16 protein-coding genes are annotated in these 23,833 nt (G+C 43.1%); 8 read left to right on the top strand and 8 right to left on the bottom strand.

The genetic code is table 11. From position 1 onward, the window contains the following. Position 1: 1 nt before the first annotated feature. From H8744_RS05035 to H8744_RS05050, 4 genes are all read right to left on the bottom strand, one after another. Entirely contained in the window at positions 2–3,151 is a 3,150-nt protein-coding gene (locus tag H8744_RS05035) for a SusC/RagA family TonB-linked outer membrane protein (RefSeq protein ID WP_262433788.1), read from the bottom strand. A 352-nt stretch (positions 3,152–3,503) separates the two neighbouring features. Beyond that, positions 3,504–4,979, bottom strand: a complete 1,476-nt coding sequence (locus H8744_RS05040; protein WP_262433789.1) for a sulfatase family protein — start codon at positions 4,977–4,979, stop codon at positions 3,504–3,506. Between the two features lie 23 nt (positions 4,980–5,002). Next, on the bottom strand, positions 5,003–6,082 hold the full coding sequence (locus H8744_RS05045; RefSeq protein WP_262433790.1) for a glycoside hydrolase family 43 protein: 1,080 nt from the start codon (positions 6,080–6,082) through the stop codon (positions 5,003–5,005). A 154-nt stretch (positions 6,083–6,236) separates the two neighbouring features. Then, complete coding sequence (locus H8744_RS05050; protein ID WP_262433791.1) at positions 6,237–7,604, bottom strand: sulfatase family protein; 1,368 nt, start codon at positions 7,602–7,604, stop codon at positions 6,237–6,239. Between the two features lie 524 nt (positions 7,605–8,128). Here H8744_RS05050 and H8744_RS05055 point away from each other — a divergent pair. Continuing rightward, a complete protein-coding gene (locus H8744_RS05055) occupies positions 8,129–9,211 on the top strand; it encodes a PDDEXK nuclease domain-containing protein (RefSeq protein ID WP_262433792.1) in 1,083 nt (360 codons plus the stop codon). A 712-nt stretch (positions 9,212–9,923) separates the two neighbouring features. On the opposite strand, the gene H8744_RS05060 is transcribed toward H8744_RS05055, so the two are convergent. Together H8744_RS05060 and H8744_RS05065 are read right to left on the bottom strand one after the other, a co-directional pair. Then, positions 9,924–13,934, bottom strand: a complete 4,011-nt coding sequence (locus H8744_RS05060) for a hybrid sensor histidine kinase/response regulator transcription factor (protein WP_305067446.1) — start codon at positions 13,932–13,934, stop codon at positions 9,924–9,926. A gap of 246 nt (positions 13,935–14,180) precedes the next feature. Beyond that, positions 14,181–14,822, bottom strand: a complete 642-nt coding sequence (locus tag H8744_RS05065; protein ID WP_262433794.1) for a carbohydrate-binding family 9-like protein — start codon at positions 14,820–14,822, stop codon at positions 14,181–14,183. A gap of 112 nt (positions 14,823–14,934) precedes the next feature. Here H8744_RS05065 and H8744_RS05070 point away from each other — a divergent pair, with 112 nt between their 5' ends. Next, positions 14,935–15,870 (top strand): tRNA-dihydrouridine synthase family protein, encoded by a 936-nt coding sequence (locus H8744_RS05070; RefSeq protein ID WP_262433795.1) that lies wholly within the window; start codon positions 14,935–14,937, stop codon positions 15,868–15,870. Between the two features lie 274 nt (positions 15,871–16,144). Here H8744_RS05070 and H8744_RS05075 read toward each other — a convergent pair whose 3' ends face one another. Beyond that, positions 16,145–16,699, bottom strand: a complete 555-nt coding sequence (locus H8744_RS05075; protein WP_262433796.1) for a hypothetical protein — start codon at positions 16,697–16,699, stop codon at positions 16,145–16,147. 54 nt (positions 16,700–16,753) lie between these two features. Next, positions 16,754–18,022, bottom strand: a complete 1,269-nt coding sequence (locus H8744_RS05080) for a DUF2851 family protein (protein WP_262433797.1) — start codon at positions 18,020–18,022, stop codon at positions 16,754–16,756. Between the two features lie 84 nt (positions 18,023–18,106). Here H8744_RS05080 and dapB point away from each other — a divergent pair, with 84 nt between their 5' ends. The 6 genes from dapB to H8744_RS05110 all read left to right on the top strand — a co-directional run bounded on the left by dapB (position 18,107) and on the right by H8744_RS05110 (position 23,757). Next, positions 18,107–18,835, top strand: a complete 729-nt coding sequence (gene dapB / locus H8744_RS05085) for a 4-hydroxy-tetrahydrodipicolinate reductase (protein ID WP_262433798.1) — start codon at positions 18,107–18,109, stop codon at positions 18,833–18,835. 19 nt (positions 18,836–18,854) lie between these two features. Beyond that, complete coding sequence (gene lepB / locus H8744_RS05090) at positions 18,855–20,285, top strand: signal peptidase I (protein ID WP_262433799.1); 1,431 nt, start codon at positions 18,855–18,857, stop codon at positions 20,283–20,285. Between the two features lie 35 nt (positions 20,286–20,320). Next, positions 20,321–21,256, top strand: a complete 936-nt coding sequence (lepB, locus tag H8744_RS05095) for a signal peptidase I (RefSeq protein WP_262433800.1) — start codon at positions 20,321–20,323, stop codon at positions 21,254–21,256. A 14-nt stretch (positions 21,257–21,270) separates the two neighbouring features. After that, the gene (locus tag H8744_RS05100; protein ID WP_262433801.1) at positions 21,271–21,894 is read left to right on the top strand and encodes a WbqC family protein; all 624 of its coding nucleotides are present in this window, start codon (positions 21,271–21,273) and stop codon (positions 21,892–21,894) included. A gap of 223 nt (positions 21,895–22,117) precedes the next feature. Then, the gene (locus tag H8744_RS05105) at positions 22,118–22,642 is read left to right on the top strand and encodes an RNA polymerase sigma-70 factor (protein ID WP_262433802.1); all 525 of its coding nucleotides are present in this window, start codon (positions 22,118–22,120) and stop codon (positions 22,640–22,642) included. Between the two features lie 128 nt (positions 22,643–22,770). Continuing rightward, entirely contained in the window at positions 22,771–23,757 is a 987-nt protein-coding gene (locus H8744_RS05110; RefSeq protein WP_262433803.1) for a FecR family protein, read from the top strand. The last annotated feature ends 76 nt before the right edge of the window (positions 23,758–23,833 follow it).

Genomic DNA, 23,833 nt, shown 5'->3' on the forward strand with positions numbered 1-23,833 from the left:
ATTAAAAACCGATTTCTACACCAAATGAAAATGTTCTGTAAGAAGGATAAGCATTGAAATCTACTTTCAACGTACTGTTTCCATTAGAGTTCAACGTCGGGTCTTGTCCACTGTATCCAGTCAGAGTCAAAAGGTTCTGTCCCAAAATATAGAAACCAAGTTTGCTGAATATCTTATTGCTCTTCAATGGAACATTGTAGCTTAACTGTACAGTTTGCAAACGGATGTAAGAACCGTCTTCAACACTCAGGTCGCAAACACCCTTACCTCCCTGACGACCGGCAAGATTGACAAACGAAGGCCATTTATTAGAAGGATTATCCTCCGTCCATCTGTTCAGATAAGGTTCTGCCAGACGGTTACGACGGTGGCTGACCGGATAAAGGGTTTCAACGATTGCATTATTCAATATCTTGAAGCCTGTAGCTCCGTCGATGAAGAAGTTCAATGTGAAATTCTTATAAGAAAGCTCGTTCGTCAAACCGAATGTGAATGAAGGGATAGATTTGCCCAAAACCACACGGTCTTCGCTGTTAATCACACCATCACCATTCTGGTCAACATAGTGAACGTCACCCGGTTTCACTGCATATTTCAGATCGGCAGCTTGGATTTCTTCTTCAGATTGCCAGATACCAGCAGTTTGGTAACCAAAGAAGGAGTTCAAGGCTTCTCCTTCACGGATAATGGCAAAATCACTTGTAGACTGACCGGCATCTCCGTGGATAATTTCTGCCAGACCGGACAAATCAGTTACCTTGTTCTTCAACGTACTTAAGTTCAAGCTGGTATTCCATGTGAATGCTCCGACAAAGTTCCGTGAGTCAAGTGTGAGTTCAAAACCACGGTTTCTGATGTTACCCACGTTCTGCATGATGGAAGTATATCCCGTAGAAGCAGGAATCGGTTTGTTGAACAACATATCGAATGTATTCTTCTGGAAATAATCCAAAGAAACGCTCAAACGGTTATCAAAGAACCCCATATCCAGACCTACGTTTATCTGCTCGGTTGTTTCCCATTTCAAATCAGGATTGGCAATACGCTGAGGGCCGAATGATACGACTGGTTTGCCATCCAAAACCATCTTGGCTCCTGTTCCGTAAGTAACGATTGACAAGAAATTACCAATGTCTTGGTTACCTGTACGTCCGAAACTAGCTCTTGCTTTCAGGTTGCTGAAAACATTCAGGTTTTTGATAAAGTCATGCTGATGCAATTTCCATGCAACGGCTCCCGAAGGGAAATAACCGAAACGATTGTTTTTACCAAAGCGGGAAGAACCATCAATACGCAATGTAGCAGTGAACAATAACACATCGAACATATTATAGTTGACACGACCGATATAAGACATTAACTTGTTATTGTTTTTAGAGCTACCCATGCCGTACAGAGACGGATCGGCCATGCCCATATTGTTTGTCATGATTTCATCGACCGGGAAACCCGAACCATTACCATCAAAACTATTATAAGAGAACTTCTGGTAGGTGAAACCGGCCATTGCATTAATACTGCTGTTATGTGGCAGATCTCTGTTATAGTTGGTTGTAAACTCAGTCAGGTAATTACTACGTGTACCTGTCAGAATAGAAGCGATACCGGACTTAGCCTTACCCGATTTAGTAATTTCAGAAACATAAGAATCACGGCGACTGTTTATATAGTCAAAACCTAAATTAGCCTTTACCGTCCAACCCTTCAAAATAGTATATTCCAAGAAAGCAGTTCCTAAAGTACGGTAAGTTGATGTCTGGCTAGTTTTACCATTCAACAAAGCCAACGGGTTATCCAGATTGATCAGTGAAGAAGTCTGGTAAGTTCCGTCATCATTGAAAGTTCTTAAAGTCGGGTCAAAGCCTCTGGCTGCATAAAGCGCACTACCTTCTTCATTCGTTGAGAAACCGATCGGAACAATGTCATCATGCGTATAGGACGCTGTGATATTTGTGCCGAAGTTGAATCTGTCCTCTTTGTAATCCAAATTGACACGACCATCATAACGCTTATAATTGGTATTTTTCATGATACCATCCTGATCGAAGTAGTTCAAAGAAGTAAAGAATTTAGTCTTTTCAGTACCACCGGTAAACGAGAGGCTATGGCTTTGTACGACAGCAGTCCGCAACATTTCGTTCTGCCAGTCAGTACCTCCATCTTGTATTTCACCTACGATCTCACTATCGGATACGTTGGAACCCGGTGTTGCCTGTATCTCGTTGAGAATACGTTTGTAATCTTCCGCATTCAAAACTTCAATCATATCTTTCTTTACCTGCATTCCAACAAAACCGCTATAGTTTACCTTCATCTTACCGGAAGCACCTTTTTTCGTTGTCACCAAAACAACACCGTTCGCACCACGGGCACCATAGATAGCTGTTGCAGAAGCATCTTTCAAGATTTCGATAGATTCGATATCAGCAGGGTTTATGTTACTGATGGGGCTTCTTGCCACACGCATACCCGGCATACCATTACCACTACCGGAAACTACATTACTTGTCTCAATAGGCAAACCATCGACAACGTACAATGGACCTGATTCTGCATTCACAGAACCGGCACCACGCACCTGAATAGTGATACCACCACCCGGTTCGGCACTTGCCTGAGTCACCTGTACACCGGCAGCTTTACCTTGCAGTAATCCTGACAAAGAAGAGTTCACACCTTGATTCATATCCTTCTTACGGAAAGAAGATACGGAACCTGTTAAGTCGCTCTTTTTCATCGTACCGTAACCAACCACCACTACTTCATCGAGTGTTTTTGAATCTTCCACAAGCTTAATGTTCAACGTAGTGGTATTGTCTGTTATCGGAATTTCCTGACTGATATAACCAATATATGAGATGACGAGTGTCGATCCCGGCTTAACTTCAAGAGAGAAAGCACCGTCAAGATCAGTAATAAGACCGTTACTGGTACCTTTTTCAATAACATTGGCACCGATAATAGGCTCACCGGTCTCATCTCTTACAACACCTTTGATTTTCTTTCCCTGTTGCAATTGCTCATCAGGAGCATTCGAAGCATTTACATTAGAAAATGTATTACCGACCCCAAGAAATAAAAAGAACAGGATCATTGTCATGATACGGAAGACGGATCTATTATATAATCCATCCAAATGTTTTATTTTCATAATTGTATAGATAATAAGTAATAACTTTAATTGATTTTCTTAGTGGATACTGGCATAATAAATATAATTATCCAGTAAAGTAGTTTTATCCAATATGATGTTAATTCATAGGCATCCCCTTTTTAAAATGAAACATATGTATTTGCAGTTAACTTCTTTTTGATATCGCAAACATAGGCAATGAAGATTGAATATTAGAAAAATATCTGTTCAACAAATAGAAGAAACAAGCCAAAAAGCCCTTTAACGTGTTAAAAAACAATAGTTGAACAGATATTATTAATCACTTTAGACAGGAATAGGATAAAAACCGCTATCTGATTTCTGTCAGGAGAAAGACGACCCTTTTTCTCTATTTTTTTCTACTTACCTGTTCCCCAAATGATAAAGGAACAGCCTTTTTACCGGCTTTCTTCAAGTTCTTCTGATATTTTCTCATCAATTCCATCCCTTTCAACCGCGCATTTTCACCATTAGCCAATTCATCGGGCATCTGATTGATCCATTCAAGATACATAGCATATAACTCCTTATACTTTTCGGGATATTTTTCTTTAAGCCCGATCATTTCCTGAGGATCTGTCTCGATATCGTATAGATTACAGTCTTTTTCAATGGCGGGATCGGAAACCAGTTTCCATTTTCCCTGCCGGATGGCAAACGAATTCTTCTCTACTTGAGTATCACTTTCCTTTTCAGTACTCCAATAGAGGACATCATGCGGAACGTCCTTATTCTTACCAGTCAGATAAGGCATTAAGTCCACTCCATGCATGTCGTCTTGGGAAATTCCAGCCAGAGCCATGATAGTGGGAGCGATGTCAATACTCATCACCGGTTGATCATAAACCGTTCCCTTGGCTATCTCTGGCGGATAGCTAACAATAAACGGAACACGGATGCCTCCTTCATAATAAGAACCTTTCTTCCCACGAAATTCCCATTTATCACTGTAATCCACCGCACCGTTGTCACTCAGATAGAAGATGATCGTATTCTCTCGTAAACCGAGGCGCTCCAAAGTTTCTACCACTTTACCCACTCCCTGGTCGAGTGCAAAAGTCATAGCACGGGCGATATCATCCTTACCGACTTCCGCTGGATTATTCGCCAATTCGCCTATCAATTCTTCAGGTGCCTGTAAAGGCGAATGAATAGCATTATAAGGCAGGTAGAGGAAAAAGGGGTTATCGACATTCTTTTCAATAAAGCGGATAGCCCGGTTGGTATACTCATAAGTAGAGTATTCCATATCGACTACCGGATCCATGTTGTCCAAAGTAAAAGCCAATCCACTGTATACTCCGTCCCACGAACCACCCACCAGCGGGTCGTAATAGTCATGCAAACCGTTTATGAATCCGTAGAAAGTCTGGAAACCGCGATTATTAGGATGGCTCCGGATATAATCGCCCAAATGCCACTTACCGATACAAGCCGTGCTGTATCCATTTTCCAAAAGATATTCGCTCAACATTTTCTGGTCTTTCGGAATACCTCCCACATGTGGCGTAGACAGCCCATAGAAGCCAAAACTCTGTTGATATTTTCCGGTCATAAGACCAGCACGGGTCGGACTTGAAAGGTGACCAGATGCATATCCCTGCATACATTTCACTCCGCTTTCAGCCAATTCATCGATATTCGGTGTGACAATTCTTTTTATATGCGGATAGCAATTAACTCCCCCGTAACCCTGATCGTCTGCCAGAATAATAACAATATTGGGTTTGTTCATACGAACAGTCTGAGATGCTACATGCCCTGACGGTAACGTCAGCACGACGATTGTTGATAAGCTACCCGCTACTTTTGCGAATGATTTCATTACATCTGTTTTAAAAAGTTCCGTTATTTGCTTTTTGTTCCCGAAGGTTTTGGCAGCTTCATAGAGGTAGGAAGCGGCGAGCCAAAATCAGGATACTCATTCTCTTTCCAGACGAACTTCTGGGCGCGCGGTGAGCGTGTTTCTCCGGAGCTAGGCGATTCGGTCACTCTGTCACGGGCATGATAAAGAATATAATCCTCCTTTCCATCGGGAGATTTGAAGAAACTGTTGTGCCCCGTACTGTATACACCATTCTCGGGCGATTGCTTAAAAACGGGTTCAACCGATTTCTCCCATGAACCAGGATCCAATAGATTTGCATCCGTCCTGGCAGTCAGCATTCCCAACGCATAATAAGGTGTCCAGCAACCGCTGGCTGAATAAACAATATGAATATATTTACCTTTCGGACTTTTCAAAGGCTGTGGCCCTTCGTTGACATAGATCACATGCCCCGGCTTCTGGCCGTTCGGACTGATATACCTTCTCTCCCACTCCAAATCGGGTTTGGAAAGAAGTACACGCTCGGAACTCAACGTCCAGGGATCTGACATTTTAGCAATATAGATGCATTGGGTCTCCACGTTTACCCTTCTGGTCTGCCAGCCCGACCACACCAGATACAACTCACCGTTATGCTCAAAAACGGAGCCATCAATTGCCCAGTTATTATCTTTATCGGTACTGATACGTCCTTTCATGACAAACTCTCCGGCAAAAGGATCGTTGCTGGAATTCTCCAATACGTACAGTTGGTGATTATCCGTATTGCCGTCGTCCGCAGCATAATAGACATACCATTTACCGTTAATACGGTGTATCTCGGGTGCCCAAAGATGTTTTGAATTGGACGGATCAGTAGGTGTCCAAATAGCTTTCGCTTCGGCATTTCGCAAATCAGTAATATCTTCCGTAGCGCGTAACCATAACTTACCCTGTCCGGAATTTATATAGTAATACTTGCCTTCATAAAACCAAGTCCACGGGTCGGGTCCTCTGTCCAACAAAGGATTCATATAGATCAGGACATCTTCTTTGTCTTGTCCGTAAAGGCTCATGCAGCTCAGCACAAAGCACATAAAAAAATGAATCGTATATCTCATAGCATTTAATTTATCGATTGATACCTTATAAAAAATATTCGGATTACTTAAGAACCCCCTTCACTCTTTCAGTCTTACTTATCAATAAACAACTGAATGGTGAAGGGAGCAAGCTACAGAATAAAAACCTATTGAGAACTATGCACTTACCTATTTACTTTTTATTCCTCGCCTGATGTTCCAAAGCCCGCATTTCAGTAGGCTGCCCTTCATCGCCACATGACTTCATCCATGCTTTCAACTTACCGTCCATCCTTTTTATAACAGATGCATATTTAGGATCGTCCGCCAGATTGTTCAGGCAATACGGGTCTTCTTTCGTATTATAAAGTTCGATTGCCGGACGGTGCTGGTATTTATCGAAAATGGGCTTCATCTTAGGATCATTCGCTACCTTTTGACGCCATTTATCATAAATAGGCAGGTGCGTCATAGCATTCCTGAACTCCATCTCGGGAGTCAGATTAACGATGTAGCGGTATTCTTTATCGGCCACCGAACGGATGCCGTAGTAGTCACTTCCATGAAAGATGCCACGGGTAGTCTGCATGGAATACGTATATTGTTTATGGTCTTTCTTCTTGCCGGTCAGCACCGGTTTGAAACTCTTACCGTCCACGGGAGCAACAGGTTTCCCTCCGGCAATATCTATAAACGTAGGAACTATATCGACATATTCTACCATAGCATCACTGACCGTACCGGGTTTCACCACACCGGGCCAACGTACGATACATGCAGAATGTACTCCCGCATCATAACAAGTCCATTTGGCAAACGGGAAACTGTTTCCCTGTTCACTGAGATAGACGGTGGCCGTATTATCGGTCACATCCGCTTTATCCATGATGTCCAGCACTTTCCCGAATTCATTATCCATGTAATTGATCTCTGCAAGATAATGAGTCAGTTGCGTACGGGTCTCGGGCATATCGACATACATAGGCGGAAGCGTCAGTTTATCGGCATCAAACTGGGAGGCATCGCCTTTGTTCCAAGGGGTATGCGGCTGGTGGGAGGCAACAAACAGACAGAATGGCGTACCACTTGCCTTACATTCCTTTATAAACTGTTCAACTGCTTCAAAATTGATATCATTTCCTTTTATGGAGGGCACATAAGGATCGAAGGGGAAAACAGACTCCGGTTCGACATGCGATTTGCCGATCAATGCCACCCGGTAGCCTTGCGCTCCCAAATGGTGAACCACACTCTTGGTTCCTTCATCGGCTATCGTATGGTTGGGGTATGCACCGCTATGTACAGGCCACAAACCGGTATAAAGGTTATGGCGCGTCGGGGACGACATAGGGACTGCCTGATAGCATTGCGTAAAACGAACTCCCTGCGTAGCAAAACGGTCGATATTAGGTGTCTTCGAATCCGGACTGCCGTAGCATCCTAAGTCGTAATGCGAACAGTCATCGGCTATGAACAAGACAAAATTGGGCTTTTCCGCACTTTGTGCAAAAGAGACCGATGCCAATCCCAAGGCAGCAGCGCTCATAATAAATCGTTTCATAATATTCCTCTTATCATTTTATATACCTTGATGGGAACAAGATCGAGACGGTTGCCTCAGAGGAGTCCTTCAAGTTTTTCATAATCTATTTAATTTCGGGTTTGATGAACGCAAAGTTATCGGTTCACAAGGTATACAGGATAAAAGTTCGAGCCAATAAATAGAATAATCCGGTCAAGAATTCATCTTAAGTGTAAGAAACTACAGGTAATCGAATGAAACCGGGGTTTTATTCGAAGCATTGATGATAAGCCAGGTAATCAAGGCATTCATATCTCAAAAAGGACGATGGATGGAATGATTTCCAGAAGACGAACTAAATAACCGTAATTTACAAATGATTGCATGGAAGTGGATAAATAGATGAAAGAATAGCGAGAAACATCAAAGATTATGACCGTAATCCTTTTATTATCATTATCTTTGTCAATCAGTCCTTTCACAAAAGCTGATCGGCTGTTTTTCTTGATCAGGTTAAGGGAAAAGGATTCCTTAACCTATTTAAACTCAAATAAAACAATAAAATGGAAACTCAAATCAATGCCTTCAACTACACCCACTTACTTAAAGAGGTTAAGGCAAGAGTAGCACTTGCCCAGAAAAAAGCTATTTATGCAGCTAATGAAGAAATGCTATCCATGTATTGGGATATCGGCAAACTACTATACGAAAGCCAGAAACTGATTGGGTGGGGTAACAATGCGCTCGAACAGCTTTCTAAAGACTTAAAGAACGATTATCCGAAGGTGAAAGGATTCTCCGTAAGGAACTGTCAAGTGATGATACAGTTCTATAATGAATATAATCAACAACTTACAAATACGCAACGAGCCGTTGCGCATTTACAAAAGGCTGCTATAACATTACCCATCAAACAACTAAGTTGGTCACATAATGTTGCACTGATGCAAAGAGTTAAAGACCTAAAAGCCCGGTATTGGTATATGATACAATGCTTAAAAAACGGTTGGACACGTGATTTTCTAATCGAAGCCATCAATCAGGACTACTACAACTCTTACGGTGCATTGGCAAATAATTTCGACACCACGCTCCCCGAAATACAAGCGAAGCAAGTAAAAGAAACCTTGAAAGACCCTTATATCTTCGATATGCTGACATTCACGGAAGAATATGATGAACGGGATGTGGAGATAGGCTTAATCAAACATATTGAAAAGTTCCTTATTCAGATGGGAGCAGGCTTTGCTTTCATGGGGAGACAGTACCACATCGAAGTGTCTGAAAAAGATTTCTACATCGACATCCTTATGTACAACGCTTTTATGCACCGATATTTAGTCGTGGAATTAAAAAAAGGTGAGTTCCAGCCCGAATATATCGGAAAATTAAACTTTTACTGTTCCGCTGTGGACGATATTCTCTGCCGGGAAGGGGATAGCCAAACAATTGGCTTACTCCTATGTCAGAATAAAGATCGAATCATGGCTGAATATGCATTGCGTGACGTACACAAGCCCATTGGTATTTCTGACTACGAATTAGGAAGGATATTACCTAAAAATATCAAATCGGGATTGCCTTCCATTGAAGAATTAGAAAGTAAACTCAGTCAGGAGTTACAAAATGACGAGGATACGGTTTGATCTCATAGTATTGGGATTACAAAAACAATGAGTTGTACATGTAATCCCATTAATCTTACTGACAGTAATATCCATTCTAACCTGCCAATATGCTTCCTATATCTCCTTTTTACTAACCCATCCATCTTTAAAATAAGATGAAACAGATTGGCATAAAGTCATTTTCAGCATCGAAAAAGGAAGAATCATACTGATTAAGGCATAAAATTACCTTGTTCAACAGATGGAATAGTAATAATCAGCGTGCCGGGTAGCTATTACCAGCAGATGGAGTAGCCATTGCCAACGAATTGGGTAGCTATCACCAACGGGTTGAGTAGCCGTAGCCAACGAATGAAGTAACCATTATCAACAAACAAAGCAACCTTTTCCCTGAAACTAAAACTTTATTCTGGACGGGAAACACTTTATTTATCGCTTTCATCTCTATTTCATACTCAAAGCTGACACATTCTATTTTGACAGAATGAACCGATAGAGCCATAAAATCTACCACTTGTCAACGGGTGGGAGGAAAACCCGGCAACATTCAAGTCATTACTCCACCTTTGCTGACAAAACAGATAAACCGGATGGCCCTACACTGCATTTTTTCCTGGCAGATGGACTATGAGGCGTAAAAAACGCAGCGTAGAGCATATCGAAAACCCAAAGTGTCATTTTGCTAAAAGCTCCCGTAAAAGAAAGCAAAGGACATAAACAGGCTTCGGTTTTATTCAAAATCCTTAGGCAATACTCCGAATTGCTTGAGGAAACATTTCGCAAAATAAGAAGGCGTATTGAAACCAACCATGTAGCACACCTCGTTCACTTTGCAAACTTTCTCTTTCAGCAAGCAAGCTGCCTTCTTCAACCGTTCGATACGAATGTAGTCATTGGGCGACATGTCTAGAACTCCCCTGATCTTACGGTTCAAGCTCGAACGGCTCATATTCATGGCACTTGCCAAATCGTCCACGCTGAAATCAGATTCGGATATATTCGCCTGCATTACTTCGTCCAATGCCTTTATGAACAGCTCATCTGCCTTTGTCATCGCCATCGAGTTGAAGGAGATAAAAGGAGAATTGACAAATGCCTGACGAAGCTTTTCACGGTTATTCAACAAGTTATCAATGTTGGCTTTCAGATGCTCCACAGAGAAAGGTTTCTCAATATAAGCATCTGCACCGGTTCGCAGACCTTCGATTTTCGATTGTACCGATGTTTTCGCAGTAAGCAATATGACGGGGATATGGCTTGAATTAATATCCGATTTGACCCGTTCGCACAGTTCAAGTCCATCCATCTCCGGCATCATGACATCGCTTACAATCAGATTTACCCCTTCGCCTTCCAATGCTTTCAGACCTTCCAGCCCATTGGTAGCGGTCAGAAGCTGGTAATCTTCCGATAATTGCCGGGATATAAATGACAGCATATCAGGATTGTCTTCCACCACCAATACGATAGGTTTGCGATTCCTGTCAGCTCCCGTATTTACTTTTTTGACTTGTTCTTCTTCCACCGCTTCTCCCGTTCCGGTCAATACAGGTTTTGCCGCATCATCCGCCTCCTTACTTTCCGAATGCCGGATAGGAACCATCAACAGGAAACAATTGCGTTCCTCGCAGTCATCCATCTTCAAGGTTCCTTGATGCTGTTCCGCCAGCGAACGGGCAAGAGCAAGCCCGATGCCTGTACCCGTAGCAACATTCTTGCCCTCTTTGTAACGGACAAACGGTTGGAAGATCTCTTCGCGATTCCCGCGAGGTATCACCTCCCCGTCATTACAAATCTTGAAACAAAAAGCATCCCCTTCTACCGACAGGCGTGCATGTGCATACGTTGAGGAGTATTTTAAAGCATTCGTCAGCAAGTTACTGATTATTTTCGTCAAAGCTTCACGATCGACCAAGGACGAGAAAGCCGTCTCAGGCAATTCAAGCGTGAAGTCCAATCCCTTTTGCTTTGCCAACGGTGTAAAACGAACGAAGGTACGTTCTACAAGAGCCACAATATCGTTCTCCACAAGATTCAGCCTGAATCCGCCACTCTCCGTCTTCCTGAAATCGAGCAACTGATTGGTCAGATTCAGCAACCGTTCGGCATTCTGATCCATGATTTTCAGATCGGTTTCCACTTCATGCGCAAAGGAATGTTTACGAAGGATGTTCTCAAGGGGACTCTTGATAAGCGTCAGAGGAGTACGAATCTCATGGGCTACATTCGTAAAGAAATCAATCTTGGCGGTATAGAACTCACGCTCTTTCTCCTGTTCAAACTTCTCCATTTGCATCTGGTGTTTCAACTGTGAACGCTTTCTGAAATAGATTATTACAAAAACGATCCCTCCGATGGCCAATGCAAAATAAAACAGGTAGGCCCATACGGACAGGTAGAAAGGCGGAAGGACATGAATTTTCAGCGTACGCACGTCATTGTTCCAAACACCATCGCTGTTCGAGCCTTTGATCATAAGCGTATAGTCCCCGTAAGGAAGATTGGAATAAGTCACCAGGTTGTGATCCATAGCCGTATACCACTCCTTATCAAACCCTTCCATCTTATAGATCAGCTTGTTCATCTCCGGAGCCTGATAGCTCAGGGCGGCAATGCGGAACGAGAAAGAGTTCTGGTCATAAGCAAGCTCGATTTCCTTGGAAGTAGTAATACTTTCCTTCAACGGAGAGCCTTCCGCACCGACCGTCACCTTCTTATCAAAAATCATAAAATCCGTGATAACCACCGGAGGCAGAAAGGTGTTATCGGTAAAAGTCTTGGGATTGAAGGATACGATCCCTTTGATACTGCCTAGATAGATGGTTCCGTTCTTATCCTTATAGCCCGATTGATAATTGAACTGGTTGCTTACCAGCCCATTGGCAGTTGTATACACCTTCATCTCAGCCGTTTTAGGATTGAAACGTACCAAGCCCTTATTCGTCGTGACCCAGAACAATCCCTGGTCATCTTCCACGATGCGCGAAACGACATTTCCTGCGAGGTCATCCGCCAAGTCGTAATTGACAAACCCCTTCTTCACCGGATCGAAACGGCAAAAGCCTTTCCCTTGTGTAGTGAACCATATCTGCCTGTTACTATCCTCAAAGACACTCAACACCCTGTCGTAAGGCAGACTGTCGGGATCTTTCGCATCGTGCGTGAAGCTCTCCCATTTTCCCGTATGCACATTTAGCCGGAACACTCCCCGTGCATAAGAAGCGCCCCAAATGTTTCCGTCCGAATCTTCCAGTATATCATAAAAAAAGATACCTTTTAGTTCCGGTATCCAAGAAAAATCATCCTTAGCCCGGTCGTATCTGATCATACCGTTGGGACAACCCATGAGCATATCGCCCGAGGCAAGACGGCAAATCGTGAATATGTGATCCACCTTTACACTTTGAGGAGAAGAGTTATCGCCCCGGAGATAGGCTTTCACGCTTTTTGTACGCAGATCGATCCGGTTCAATCCTTGCGAGAAAGTACCGACCCAAAGATAGTTGTCGTCCAGGCACAAGCCATGTACATTATGATAAATAGACGGATGTTGAAACGCTTTCATCGTACGAGTCACCGGGTCATAGCAAAACAGCCCCTTGTCCTCCGTACCAATCCAGAGATTGCCCGAATTGTCTTCAACTATCTCGCGAACACGTTGACCGACTTCATCCATGCCCATGTCTTTCGGATAGAGTTTTTCGAAATAAGAATACTGTTTGGGATAGTAGTTGACACCACCGAAATAGGAGCCTATCCACATGGCTCCTTCCTGATCTTTAATGATCGAATAAATGGCATTGTCACTTAAGGAATAGGCATCACCAATCTGTTTCATCAGATGTACGGACTGTCCCGTACGAGTATTGTAAATATACAACCCGGACTCGGTACCGATCCAAAGTTCATCATCCGAATATTCCACGATCTCACGGACAAACAAAGCATCTCCATTCTCGTCCTTTTGCAGCAACGAACGGACTTTATTGGTAGATAAGTCAATCTCGAGTAATCCGGCTTTATTCGTACCTACATATAAGCGGTTATATCTTCCAAGAGTCATTTGCCGTCCCAATAAATTGGCAAAAGGATCGTTCCCGTCCGGATCCTTAAAGGAATGCATCGTCTTAAACTTATCGTTCGAATAGAAAATCCCTCCTCCGAACAAAGCAATATAGGCCGTCCCGTCCGGCAGGAACAGAAGACTGGAGGCATGAAGCAATCGTTCTTTGTAATCCTCTATCTTTATTTCCCTCAACTTGTCCGTTATAGGATTATAACAGAACAATCCCTGCGCACTGACAGATATCCAGACGTTTCCTTGTTCATCTCCCTGGATGACCGAAACGGTCGATCGCATAGTAGTGCCCAAATCACTTTTCATATCAAAATAGCGGAAAGATTCCGTTTCAGGAGTATAAATATACACTCCGTCATCCGTACCCACCCATATCTGCCCTGAAGCATCTTCATAAAGGGCAGTGACAAAATTATTTCCAAGCCCCCCGTTCTCTTTCACAAATACCTGAAAGGACAAACCGTCGTAACGGTTCAGTCCATTGGCGGTTGCGAACCACAAAAATCCTGTCCGGTCTTGAATGATATCATATACGGTGTTTTGGGAGAGTCCGTTATTAATATCCAGCGTACGGAAATAATATTGTCTTTCAGCCAAAACGGCTTGCACGTTCAATGAGAAGATGCAAACAAGTAATAAAAAGAAAAATCGGGATTTAATCATATTTCGTATTCGGAGATTCTTAGCCTGTTTAAGTTTTCTTTCCAAAGCTTTTTATTCGGTTTCCTTTTACTATCTTTTTGGGCTTGCACTTCCTTTTGGGGATCACCCGGATCATCATACGTCTTTCTATAAACTAAAAAACAATCTCAGAAAGAACGCTTAAGGAAGCCCCGCATTTCCATTAACAATAGAAAGCACATTGCACAAAGGCAATTACCCATTAAAAATTAAACAAACAATTGGTTATTATTCCATCTCTAACATTCCAAAGAAATCCGGGCGATGGAAGTCCGGTTTCTCTATATTGATCGGATTCCAGGAAAGGAAGTGGGGAGTCCGCAATTCATCACCGCATTTATAGAAATTGGCTTTAATGGTCTTCCCGTCCAAAGAGTCTAACTGATGCTTGAAGAAGACCGAATAAGGAATCACCAATGCCACCTCCCAAGAGGTATCTTCCATCCTCTCTTCAAAAGGTGTACGTCCGAGGCTCGACCAGCGCTGAATCCGTGCAGTCACCTCTGCCGGAGCGTGTTCGCGGTTGTTACGTTGGGCACCGGCTCCCACCAGAACCGTTCCGATACAGTTGCATTCTATATTATAGTAGATATCATCTCCTGCAGGAACAGAAAAGAACTCTACACAAGAATCCGTCCATACCGAGCCGTTATCCTCCCCATAACGGGCACGGACGCTATTTTCTGTCACCCTGAAGTTCAAAAGGAACGAACGATCCGTGTGGGCAATCCGAAATTCCACTTTCGGACGATAAGGATATTCCTTCCAATTTACATGGCCGACAGGTTGAAAAGCGATCTTCTCTTTATCCATTAATTTAGGAAGTGAATCTACTTCCACATTGGCAGCACTTATTTTTTTTACTTTCATAGTAGTTCCCATTTCAATAACTCAGACAAAAATAGTACTTTTGTAACTAGTTTCATCTTAATACCTCATAAAAAGTGAAGAAAATCATTCTTTATTCCTAAAATAATTTCTAATGAACGCTACCGCACTCCCCATTTTTTTTGCCCCGCTACAAGGATATACCGAGGCAATATACCGTAATGCACATGCCACCGTTTTTGGTGGAGTAGATACTTATTATACTCCTTTTGTACGTTTGGAGAAAGGAAATTTCCGGAATAAAGACTTACGGGACATTGATCCGGCACAGAACCGTGTACCCCATCTGGTACCTCAACTTATCGGTGCCCAAAAAGACAAGATAGAGAAGATTTTGGGCCAATTCATCGAAAGGAATTATAAAGAGGCGGATATAAACATGGGCTGTCCTTTCCCCCTTTTAGCCAAACGGTGCAACGGATCAGGAATACTTCCTTTCCCGGAAGAAGTTGACAAAATAATGGATGTGGTACGGCAGCATCCTGAAATCCGTTTTTCCATAAAGATGCGTCTGGGATGGGAAGATCCCGGTGAGTGTATACGCCTGCTTCCGATATTGAATGAACTCCCGCTAACACATATCACTCTGCATCCCCGGCTGGGAAAACAACAGTACAAAGGTGAAACAGACCTCGAAAGCTTCCGTGCTTTTGCAGAGGATTGTCGCCATCCATTGATCTACAACGGAGATATTAAAACGCTGGAAGACATAGAACAAATCCAAAACCGCCTCCCTTCCTTGGCAGGCATCATGATAGGACGCGGATTATTAGCGAATCCGGCACTTGCTTTGGAATATAAAGAAGGAAGAGTGTTATCTTCGGAAGAAATGAAGGAGAAGCTCTTCACTCTGCACAAACTCGTATTTAAGGATTATGACGCGCAAATTCAAGGTGGAGAATCGCAACTTCTCAATAAGATGAAAGTATTCTGGGAATATCTGGAACCTCAGATCGGCCATAAAGCATGGAAAACGATCCATAAGAGTACAAGCCTTGCAAAGTATCAGGCGGCAATAGGAACGATTTGAGGAAGGATTAAGGAAGATTATCTTACATAATTACTGCCTAAAATTGCTAATATTTCCCAGCTCCGGGAAACACCTTGGAGATCACCGATGAAGTCCCCCTTCCTCACCGATGAAGGGGGGCTTCATCACCGAGGAACAGGTCGTTGATCACCGAGGTAAAAACGACTCATCATAAACATTGGTTATCAACCACTTACAAACACAAAGATTTACTTTAAATCTCAATCATCGCTCAATCATCTCAGTTGCCAGAAAGATAACAATTTCTGACAGACTACGGATGAATCTCTTTAAACGTTTTATTATCTTCCTGCACCTGCTGGATCGTTTCTTTCAACTCGCTAATCGGCAGGTCAAAACCATACCAACCGGTATAACAATCGGTCACATACCATTTGTCACCGATCAACTCGAATTCTACGCGCAGATCGATTTCCGATTCTTCATATCCGGCTTCAAAAACCTTATGGGCTGGTTCGTCCAGCGTAAACTGAGAGACGTAGATTCCTCCCTCATCTTGAGTGATACGCTCCACTTTCAACGTTTCTCCATCCAAAAGCGGCCATTTTTCCTTGGTAAACGGAAAAGTCTTTTCACTGTTCCCGTCGTCAGTCAATAAGGTGATAGGGGTTTTCAAAGGGAATTTGATGCGTTCATACTGATAAGCGGCACTAGAGGTAAATTTCTCAAGGAAGGTATTGAAATCCTCCACTTCCATAGAAGAGTTATTCTCAGCTTTCGCCCGGGAAATGTTTCCGCATGAAATACAGCAAATGCCCGCCAACAGGAGAGCTGTAAACAGACATAATACAAACCTTTTCGTTTTCATAAAAATAGGAGTTTTGAATTGGCTGCAAAGATAGAAGAAGTTTGGATGTTTTTATCATTTCCTACGTAAATATTCATACCCGAAACGGCAGTACAAACATTTCTTCTTATCGCAATACTCTTTCTGAAGTTGCAGCAAAGCCTGACTATCGGCAGCCGTCTGTACAGACAGCCCTGCACCATCCCAAAGACGGGTCACGCGGTTGTTTTCCGCCTTCAACTCTTCCAGAAAACGGGAAGCCCGTTCGCAAAGCCTTTCGTCCGCTTTATGAAGACCGTAGGCGTAAAGAAAAGGTACCACCGTATTAATGATAAGCAGATTCTGTGAATCATGCCCCACAGCCTTTTCTTTTTTCGGGGACACCTTGCCAAACAGATAATGATCTTCCCAATAGGAGGAAGTTCGGGTGACAAGCTCTTCCCTCACCGCTTGCAAAGTTTCCGCTTCCATCACGCGAGAGAAAAGAGAAAATCCGTTATGATATAAATATGCCAACTGAGCTAGGCGTACATGCGGGAAATTACCCGGACGAATGCGCAAGAAACGCCAAAGTGAAAGATCCATTGGCGCAGGCAGTTCAAATTTACGTTGCAAGTAACGGAACTCTGCCTGCAACCGCGTCTGATAGTCATCAACCGCTTCATCCTCCAACAAACCGGCCTGCCCAAAGAAAAAAGCTTCCACCTGTGCCAAGTCATTCCGGTGTTTATCAATCGCACGGAAAGAGAGAAGAGTACCCCATGTTTCAAAAGCATCGCCATTCAGGCCAAATCCGAAGTTACGGGACAATGTGATGAAAAAAGCATCTTCCCAGTTGTTATTGCACCTCTCCAACCGCTGCCGGATGGCTTCGTTTTTTTGTTGAAAGCGTTCCGTCTGCAAAGCTGTCAGCCACGAATGAACCGTCAGTTTCGGTAAGGAGCCGAGTATGGAATAGCATGGCGGATAAATATCTGCCCGGCGAAGCTCTTCGTAATGTTCCGATACATGTTCCGGGCAGCCCAGCACTAATTGGGGGATGGTTTCGCCATTCGGACGCACTACTTCGCAATCGGGTTGTTCCACCACATGCAGAATAACCGAGTCATACGCCTTATCGCGATCGTGCCCGTGCTTGAACCAATCCGATGAACAGGAGTGAATTTCCACATTTCCTACCCATAACGTTCCGTTTATCTTCAATTTGGCATTGAAAAAATCGGGACCGGCATTCGAATTATGCAGTCCCGGATCGATCACCTCAACAGGCAGGCCACCGGTCGTTTGCAATGTTTTCAAAGGAAATATTTTGTGTTTCCAGACATAGTGTAATAGATGTTCCATGTTAACAAGACGTTAATGTATACGGCAAATGTAATAAATATCTTATCTTTGCGACTATTATTTTGAATATAAGTCAGTAAAACAATGAAAATAGCATTAATCGGCTACGGAAAAATGGGTAAAGAGATCGAAAAAGTAGCCCTAAGCCGCGGACACGAGATTGTCAGCATCATCGATATCAACAATCAGGAGGATTTTGAATCCGAGGCTTTCCGTTCGGCGGACGTAGCGATCGAATTCACCAATCCTAAAGTAGCCTACAATAACTATATACGCACATTCAAAGCCGGTGTGAAGCTGGTCTCCGGCAGTACGGGCTGGATGGCGGAGCATGGTGAAGAGATAAAAGCACTCTGCCAGAAAGAAGGAAAGACATTGTTTTGGTCGTCCAATTTCAGTTTGGGGGTAGCTATCTTCTCGGCAGTGAACAAGTATCTGGCAAAGATAATGAACCGATTCCCCGGATATGACGTAACGATGAGCGAAACACACCATGTGCATAAGCTCGATGCGCCAAGCGGTACCGCCATCACGCTGGCGGAAGGCATTCTGGAAAATCTGGATCGTAAAGACCGTTGGGTAAAGGAAGAGGCAACTTCCGCAGACGAACTTCCTATCCGTTCCGTCCGGGAAGGAGAGGTATTCGGCATCCACACCGTCCGTTATGATTCGGTGGCAGACAGTATTTCAATAACTCATGATGCAAAAAATCGTGGAGGTTTTGCTCTGGGTGCAGTCCTTGCAGCCGAATATACGTCAGACAAACAAGGATTCCTGGGTATGAGCGACCTGTTTCCGTTTCTAAAAGATTAATAATAAAACATCGATAATCATGAGAAAAGCAACGCGCGCGCAATGGATCAAATGTACGATCGCCATCATACTCTACCTGGCATTCCTGGTATGGGTAAAAAGTTGGTGGGGATTAATTGTAGTACCTTTCATTTTTGATATCTACATCACGAAGAAAATTCCCTGGTCGTTCTGGAAGAAGTCCAAGAATCCTACTGTACGAAGTATTATGAGTTGGGTGGATGCCATCGTATTTGCATTGGTAGCTGTTTATTTTGTGAATATATACGTATTCCAGAATTACCAGATACCCTCTTCTTCACTGGAGAAGTCCTTGCTGGTAGGTGATTTCCTGTATGTCAGCAAGATGAGTTATGGTCCCCGCGTTCCCAACACTCCTCTTTCAATGCCGCTGGCTCAGCATACGCTACCTATCATCAATACCAAATCATACATCGAATGGCCACAATGGAAATACAAACGGGTTCCGGGATTCGGGAAAGTGAAAATGAATGATATCGTTGTATTCAATTTCCCGGCAGGCGACACTGTCTCATTGAAATATCAACAAACCGAATCTTATGAAAGCCTTATATATAATGTTGGCAAACAGATCTATTCCAAGGATATCAACATGGACAGTCTTTCAAGTATTCAACAACGCATCATTTATGATTTATACTATGATGCAGGCAGAAAATATATCAATTCTCATCCTGAAGAATTCGATAAGATAGTCTACCGTCCGGTTGACCGCCGTGAGAACTATGTAAAACGCTGTGTAGGTCTCCCCGGAGATACCCTGCAAATCAAAGACCGTATCATCTACATCGATGGTGTAGCGCAAGAAGAACCGGAAGATATTCAATTCCAGTACGAAGTATATCCTACGGGTAAATTGATACCGGATGAATTCTTTCATGACGAGTTAGGACTGAGCAACGAAGACCTCCAATCTTACAGTCCGAATGCCAAAAAGTTTTATCTGCCCCTCACAAAAAAAGCATTCGACAAACTTTTAGGACGCAAAGATCTGGTAACATCCATCGAGCCGATCGTTCCGGTACCGGCACATAACCTCTATCCGTTAAACAAGTACACTGATTGGACGGTAGACAACTACGGTCCTATCTGGATTCCCTCCAAAGGTTCCACTATCACGCTGACAATGGACAATCTGCCCTTTTATGAACGTTGCATTGTCGCTTATGAAGGCAACAAGCTGGAGGTAAAAGAAAACGGTGACATCTATATCAATGGAGAGAAAACAGACAAATATACCTTCAAGATGGATTACTACTGGATGATGGGCGATAACCGTCACAACTCGCAGGATTCGCGTTACTGGGGTTTCGTTCCCGAAGACCATGTAGTAGGGAAACCGCTTGTCGTATGGTTGTCATTGGATAAAGACCGTGGTTGGTTCAATGGAAAAATCCGTTGGAACCGTCTTTTCAAATGGGTGGGATGATCCTTGAAACAATTAAATAAAAGAGGCTTAACAGCATGAAGCGATGGAAGTGGACAATAGCTTTGTCAGGAGCAATCGTCATTGTACTTTTGCTCCGTGGCTTCGCTTTTACTTCCTGCCTCATCCCGTCCAGTGGCATGGAGAACTCACTCTTCCGTGGCGAACGGATATTAGTCAATAAATGGAGTTATGGACTGCGTTTGCCTTTCATATCGCTTTTCTCTTACCACAGATGGGGTGAAAAGAAAGTGCGGAAAGAAGACATCGTTGTTTTCAACAATCCCGCCAATACCTCCGAACCGGTGATCGACCAGCGGGAAGTTTTTATCAGCCGGTGCGTAGGTACTCCGGGGGACACCTTACTGGTCGACTCACTCTTCACGGTTATTCCGTCCCAAAAGGGAGCCGCACCCGATCTGAAACAATTGTATGCCTATCCCAAGATGCGCGAGCAGCAACTGGATTCACTCTTAGCACTCCTCTCTATCGCTCCCAATGAGTTAATGGGGCAGGATTCGGTGAACCATGTTCGTAGTTTCAGCCGTTATGAATATTATCTGTTGGAACAAGCCATGAACGGAAAGAACTGGATACACCCTCTGCAAACCAACCCGGAAAGCAGCGTTGCTTATCCTTTGGTCATCCCCGGGAAGGGAAAAGCCGTTCGCGTGTATCCTTGGAACAGAACCTTGCTGCGAAATACGCTTGTTCTTCACGAAGGCAGACAGGCAGAAATCAAAAATGACACTTTATATGTTGACGGAGCCCCCGCCCAACATTGTTATTTCACCAAAGATTATTATTGGATGGCATCCAACAATTCCGTCAACCTCTCCGACTCACGTCTTTTCGGATTTGTGCCACAAGACCATATCCTGGGAAAAGCTTCCCTCATCCTGTTCTCCAAAGAAAACCAAACCAACCCTTTCAACGGATACAGATGGAACCGCTTCTTCCGCCCGATCCATTAAATCAACCCTTGTAAATGAAAACAGCTTATCTTTCCTCCGCTTACCTGGCTCCTGTCGAGTATTACACGAAGTTGCTCACATACGACCGTATTTTCATCGAACAACATGATCATTATATGAAGCAAACCTACCGGAATCGTTGCACCATTGCCGGTCCCGATGGCGAGATTGCCCTCAGCATTCCTACTGTGAAACCGGATAGCCTGAAATGCCCGATGAAAGATATCCGCATATCCGACCACGGAAACTGGCGGCATCTGCACTGGAATTCCATAGAATCGGCTTATAACAGTACTCCGTTTTTTGAGTATTATAAAGATGATTTCCAACCTTTTTATGAAAAGAAATACGAGTTCTTAGCCGATTTTAACGAAGAGCTTTGCAACCTTGTATGCGAGCTGATAGACATCCAGCCTGTGATGGAACGAACCTCAGATTATAAAACAACATTTACTCCGGATGAATATGACTTCCGGGAAGCGATCCATCCTAAAAAGGACTACCACCTGACAGACCCAGAATTTATTCCCCGCCCTTACTATCAAGTTTTTGAAGCACGCAACGGATTCCGTCCCAACCTGAGCATCATCGACCTGTTGTTTAACATGGGACCGGAAAGTTTACTGATATTAAAATAGGCCCCATTATGACTGATTAATTTATATCTCAACGAATATCGAATATCATTCTATAAATTATTTATACCTGTAGAAGTATAAACCAAGAAACTACATTATGTTTATGGTATGAAAGTGAAATATAGATTCACCATAGACTACCACATGTACACAAAGAGATATTTGTTAGTTCCACTTTTTTTGCCTTAATTTGCCCATCCTATTTTAATTTACAAACAAAGAGATGACTATTGATCTTGAATCATTCCGCAAGTATTACGATTCATATTATGAACAATTGTGCCGTTTCCTGAATCTATATTCACACGATCCGCAGATCATTGAAGATGTGCTACAGGAAGTTTTCCTAAAACTTTGGGAGAACCGCGACTCCGTGGAGGTAGAACACGTGAAAACGTATCTGTTCCACGCTGCCAAAAACCAGATATTAAACTATCTGCGGAATGAACAAAACAGGCATTACCTTCTGGAAAGGTGGTTCGACCAACAGATAGAAGACAAACATAACAAAGAATGTTTCGACTTGGAAAAGTTCTCTTCCGTACTGGACATGGCAATCAATTGCCTGCCCGAAAAGTGCAAAGAGATCTTTATCCTGAGCCGCAAAGAAAACCTAAGCTACAAACAAATAGCGGAGGTGAAAGGTATTTCCATAAAAACAGTTGAGAACCAGATGGGTATCGCTCTAAAGAAGATTCGTGACTTTATGACATCTTACTCGTTCTCATTCATTTTCTTTTTCCTTTAATTTCCCTTTCTTCTGTCTTCAAAAGACAGATCATAACATTCTTTCATTTTTTCTCTGTTTTTTTTCAATTCTCTTTGGGGGTATCTGCAAAGTCATGTGTCTATTCTATAAAAGCAACTAAAAATAGGATGGACATATACGAAATCATATCGAAATATCTAACAGGCGAAAGCTCGGAAGCGGAGAACAACGAGTTGGCAAACTGGCGAAAACTCAACGGAGAGAATGAGAAAGTCTTTCAGGAACTCAGAGAAAGCTGGGAATTGGCAAACGGTGATGCTCCGTCTCCTTACTATCCTGACAAAGAAAAAGTATGGAACCGGATAACAACGAACATCAAACAGGTAAAGATGACAAAAACCTATACCCACCGTCTTTTGATCCGCACGGCAAGCATTGCAGCGATGTTCGCTCTAATCATTGGATTTTCTGCCTCTTGGCTTTTCACCTTAACGGACAGCAAGCCAGAAGAGAATATCACTTTCAGGACACGTTGGGGAGAAAAAGCGGAAATCAGCCTGCCGGATGGTTCGGTGGTATTACTAAATTCCGGTTCAACCCTGACTTATAATACAGATTACAATTTCCGTAACCGGAAAGTCCGACTGGAAGGACAAGCATTCTTCGATGTGGCAAAGGACACCAGAAACCCATTTACCGTTGGTGTGGGCAACATCCAAATCAACGTTCACGGAACAGCTTTCGATGTCAACGGATACAAAGAAGATGCCTCCATTGAAGTCTCTCTCCTGAGAGGTCATGTGAGCATCGCCAACGACCAAGGAAACTTGTTAGCCGACATGAAACCCGACCAGAAAGCCATCATCCGGAAAGATGACTTTTCACAGAACCGGCTCATCGCCTGCAATGCCGATACTGAAAGTGTATGGAGATACAATAAACTTAAAATAGAAAATGAACCCTTGGAAACCGTATTGCACAAAATGGAACGTTGGTATGGTGTACACATCCAACTCTCCGGTTCTCCGAAACATAAACATTACTGGTTGACCATTAAAACAGAATCATTAACCGAAATGCTTGAGGTTATCAATAAGATAACCCCGATCGACTATAAAATAGACGGAGAGGAGGTGAATATATCATACAAATAAAAACAAGATGAGCACGAAAGACGGCCATCCCTCGTGCTCTAAACACAAAACACTTTCAGCAAAATACTATCCTGCC

This window comes from Jilunia laotingensis (assembly GCF_014385165.1).
Lineage (GTDB): Bacteria > Bacteroidota > Bacteroidia > Bacteroidales > Bacteroidaceae > Bacteroides > Bacteroides laotingensis.

What these genes read in the sequence shown, in the direction of transcription:
- H8744_RS05110 (WP_262433803.1), top strand. Translation starts at nt 22,771, where the DNA reads ATGGACATATACGAAATCATATCGAAATATCTAACAGGCGAAAGCTCG.
- H8744_RS05035 (WP_262433788.1), bottom strand. Translation starts at nt 3,151, where the DNA reads ATGAAAATAAAACATTTGGATGGATTATATAATAGATCCGTCTTCCGT.
- H8744_RS05100 (WP_262433801.1), top strand. Translation starts at nt 21,271, where the DNA reads ATGAAAACAGCTTATCTTTCCTCCGCTTACCTGGCTCCTGTCGAGTAT.
- H8744_RS05045 (WP_262433790.1), bottom strand. Translation starts at nt 6,082, where the DNA reads ATGAGATATACGATTCATTTTTTTATGTGCTTTGTGCTGAGCTGCATG.
- lepB (WP_262433800.1), top strand. Translation starts at nt 20,321, where the DNA reads ATGAAGCGATGGAAGTGGACAATAGCTTTGTCAGGAGCAATCGTCATT.
- H8744_RS05075 (WP_262433796.1), bottom strand. Translation starts at nt 16,699, where the DNA reads ATGAAAACGAAAAGGTTTGTATTATGTCTGTTTACAGCTCTCCTGTTG.
- H8744_RS05050 (WP_262433791.1), bottom strand. Translation starts at nt 7,604, where the DNA reads ATGAAACGATTTATTATGAGCGCTGCTGCCTTGGGATTGGCATCGGTC.
- H8744_RS05080 (WP_262433797.1), bottom strand. Translation starts at nt 18,022, where the DNA reads ATGGAACATCTATTACACTATGTCTGGAAACACAAAATATTTCCTTTG.
- H8744_RS05040 (WP_262433789.1), bottom strand. Translation starts at nt 4,979, where the DNA reads ATGAAATCATTCGCAAAAGTAGCGGGTAGCTTATCAACAATCGTCGTG.
- H8744_RS05070 (WP_262433795.1), top strand. Translation starts at nt 14,935, where the DNA reads ATGAACGCTACCGCACTCCCCATTTTTTTTGCCCCGCTACAAGGATAT.
- H8744_RS05065 (WP_262433794.1), bottom strand. Translation starts at nt 14,822, where the DNA reads ATGAAAGTAAAAAAAATAAGTGCTGCCAATGTGGAAGTAGATTCACTT.
- H8744_RS05105 (WP_262433802.1), top strand. Translation starts at nt 22,118, where the DNA reads ATGACTATTGATCTTGAATCATTCCGCAAGTATTACGATTCATATTAT.
- H8744_RS05060 (WP_305067446.1), bottom strand. Translation starts at nt 13,934, where the DNA reads ATGATTAAATCCCGATTTTTCTTTTTATTACTTGTTTGCATCTTCTCA.
- H8744_RS05055 (WP_262433792.1), top strand. Translation starts at nt 8,129, where the DNA reads ATGGAAACTCAAATCAATGCCTTCAACTACACCCACTTACTTAAAGAG.
- lepB (WP_262433799.1), top strand. Translation starts at nt 18,855, where the DNA reads ATGAGAAAAGCAACGCGCGCGCAATGGATCAAATGTACGATCGCCATC.
- dapB (WP_262433798.1), top strand. Translation starts at nt 18,107, where the DNA reads ATGAAAATAGCATTAATCGGCTACGGAAAAATGGGTAAAGAGATCGAA.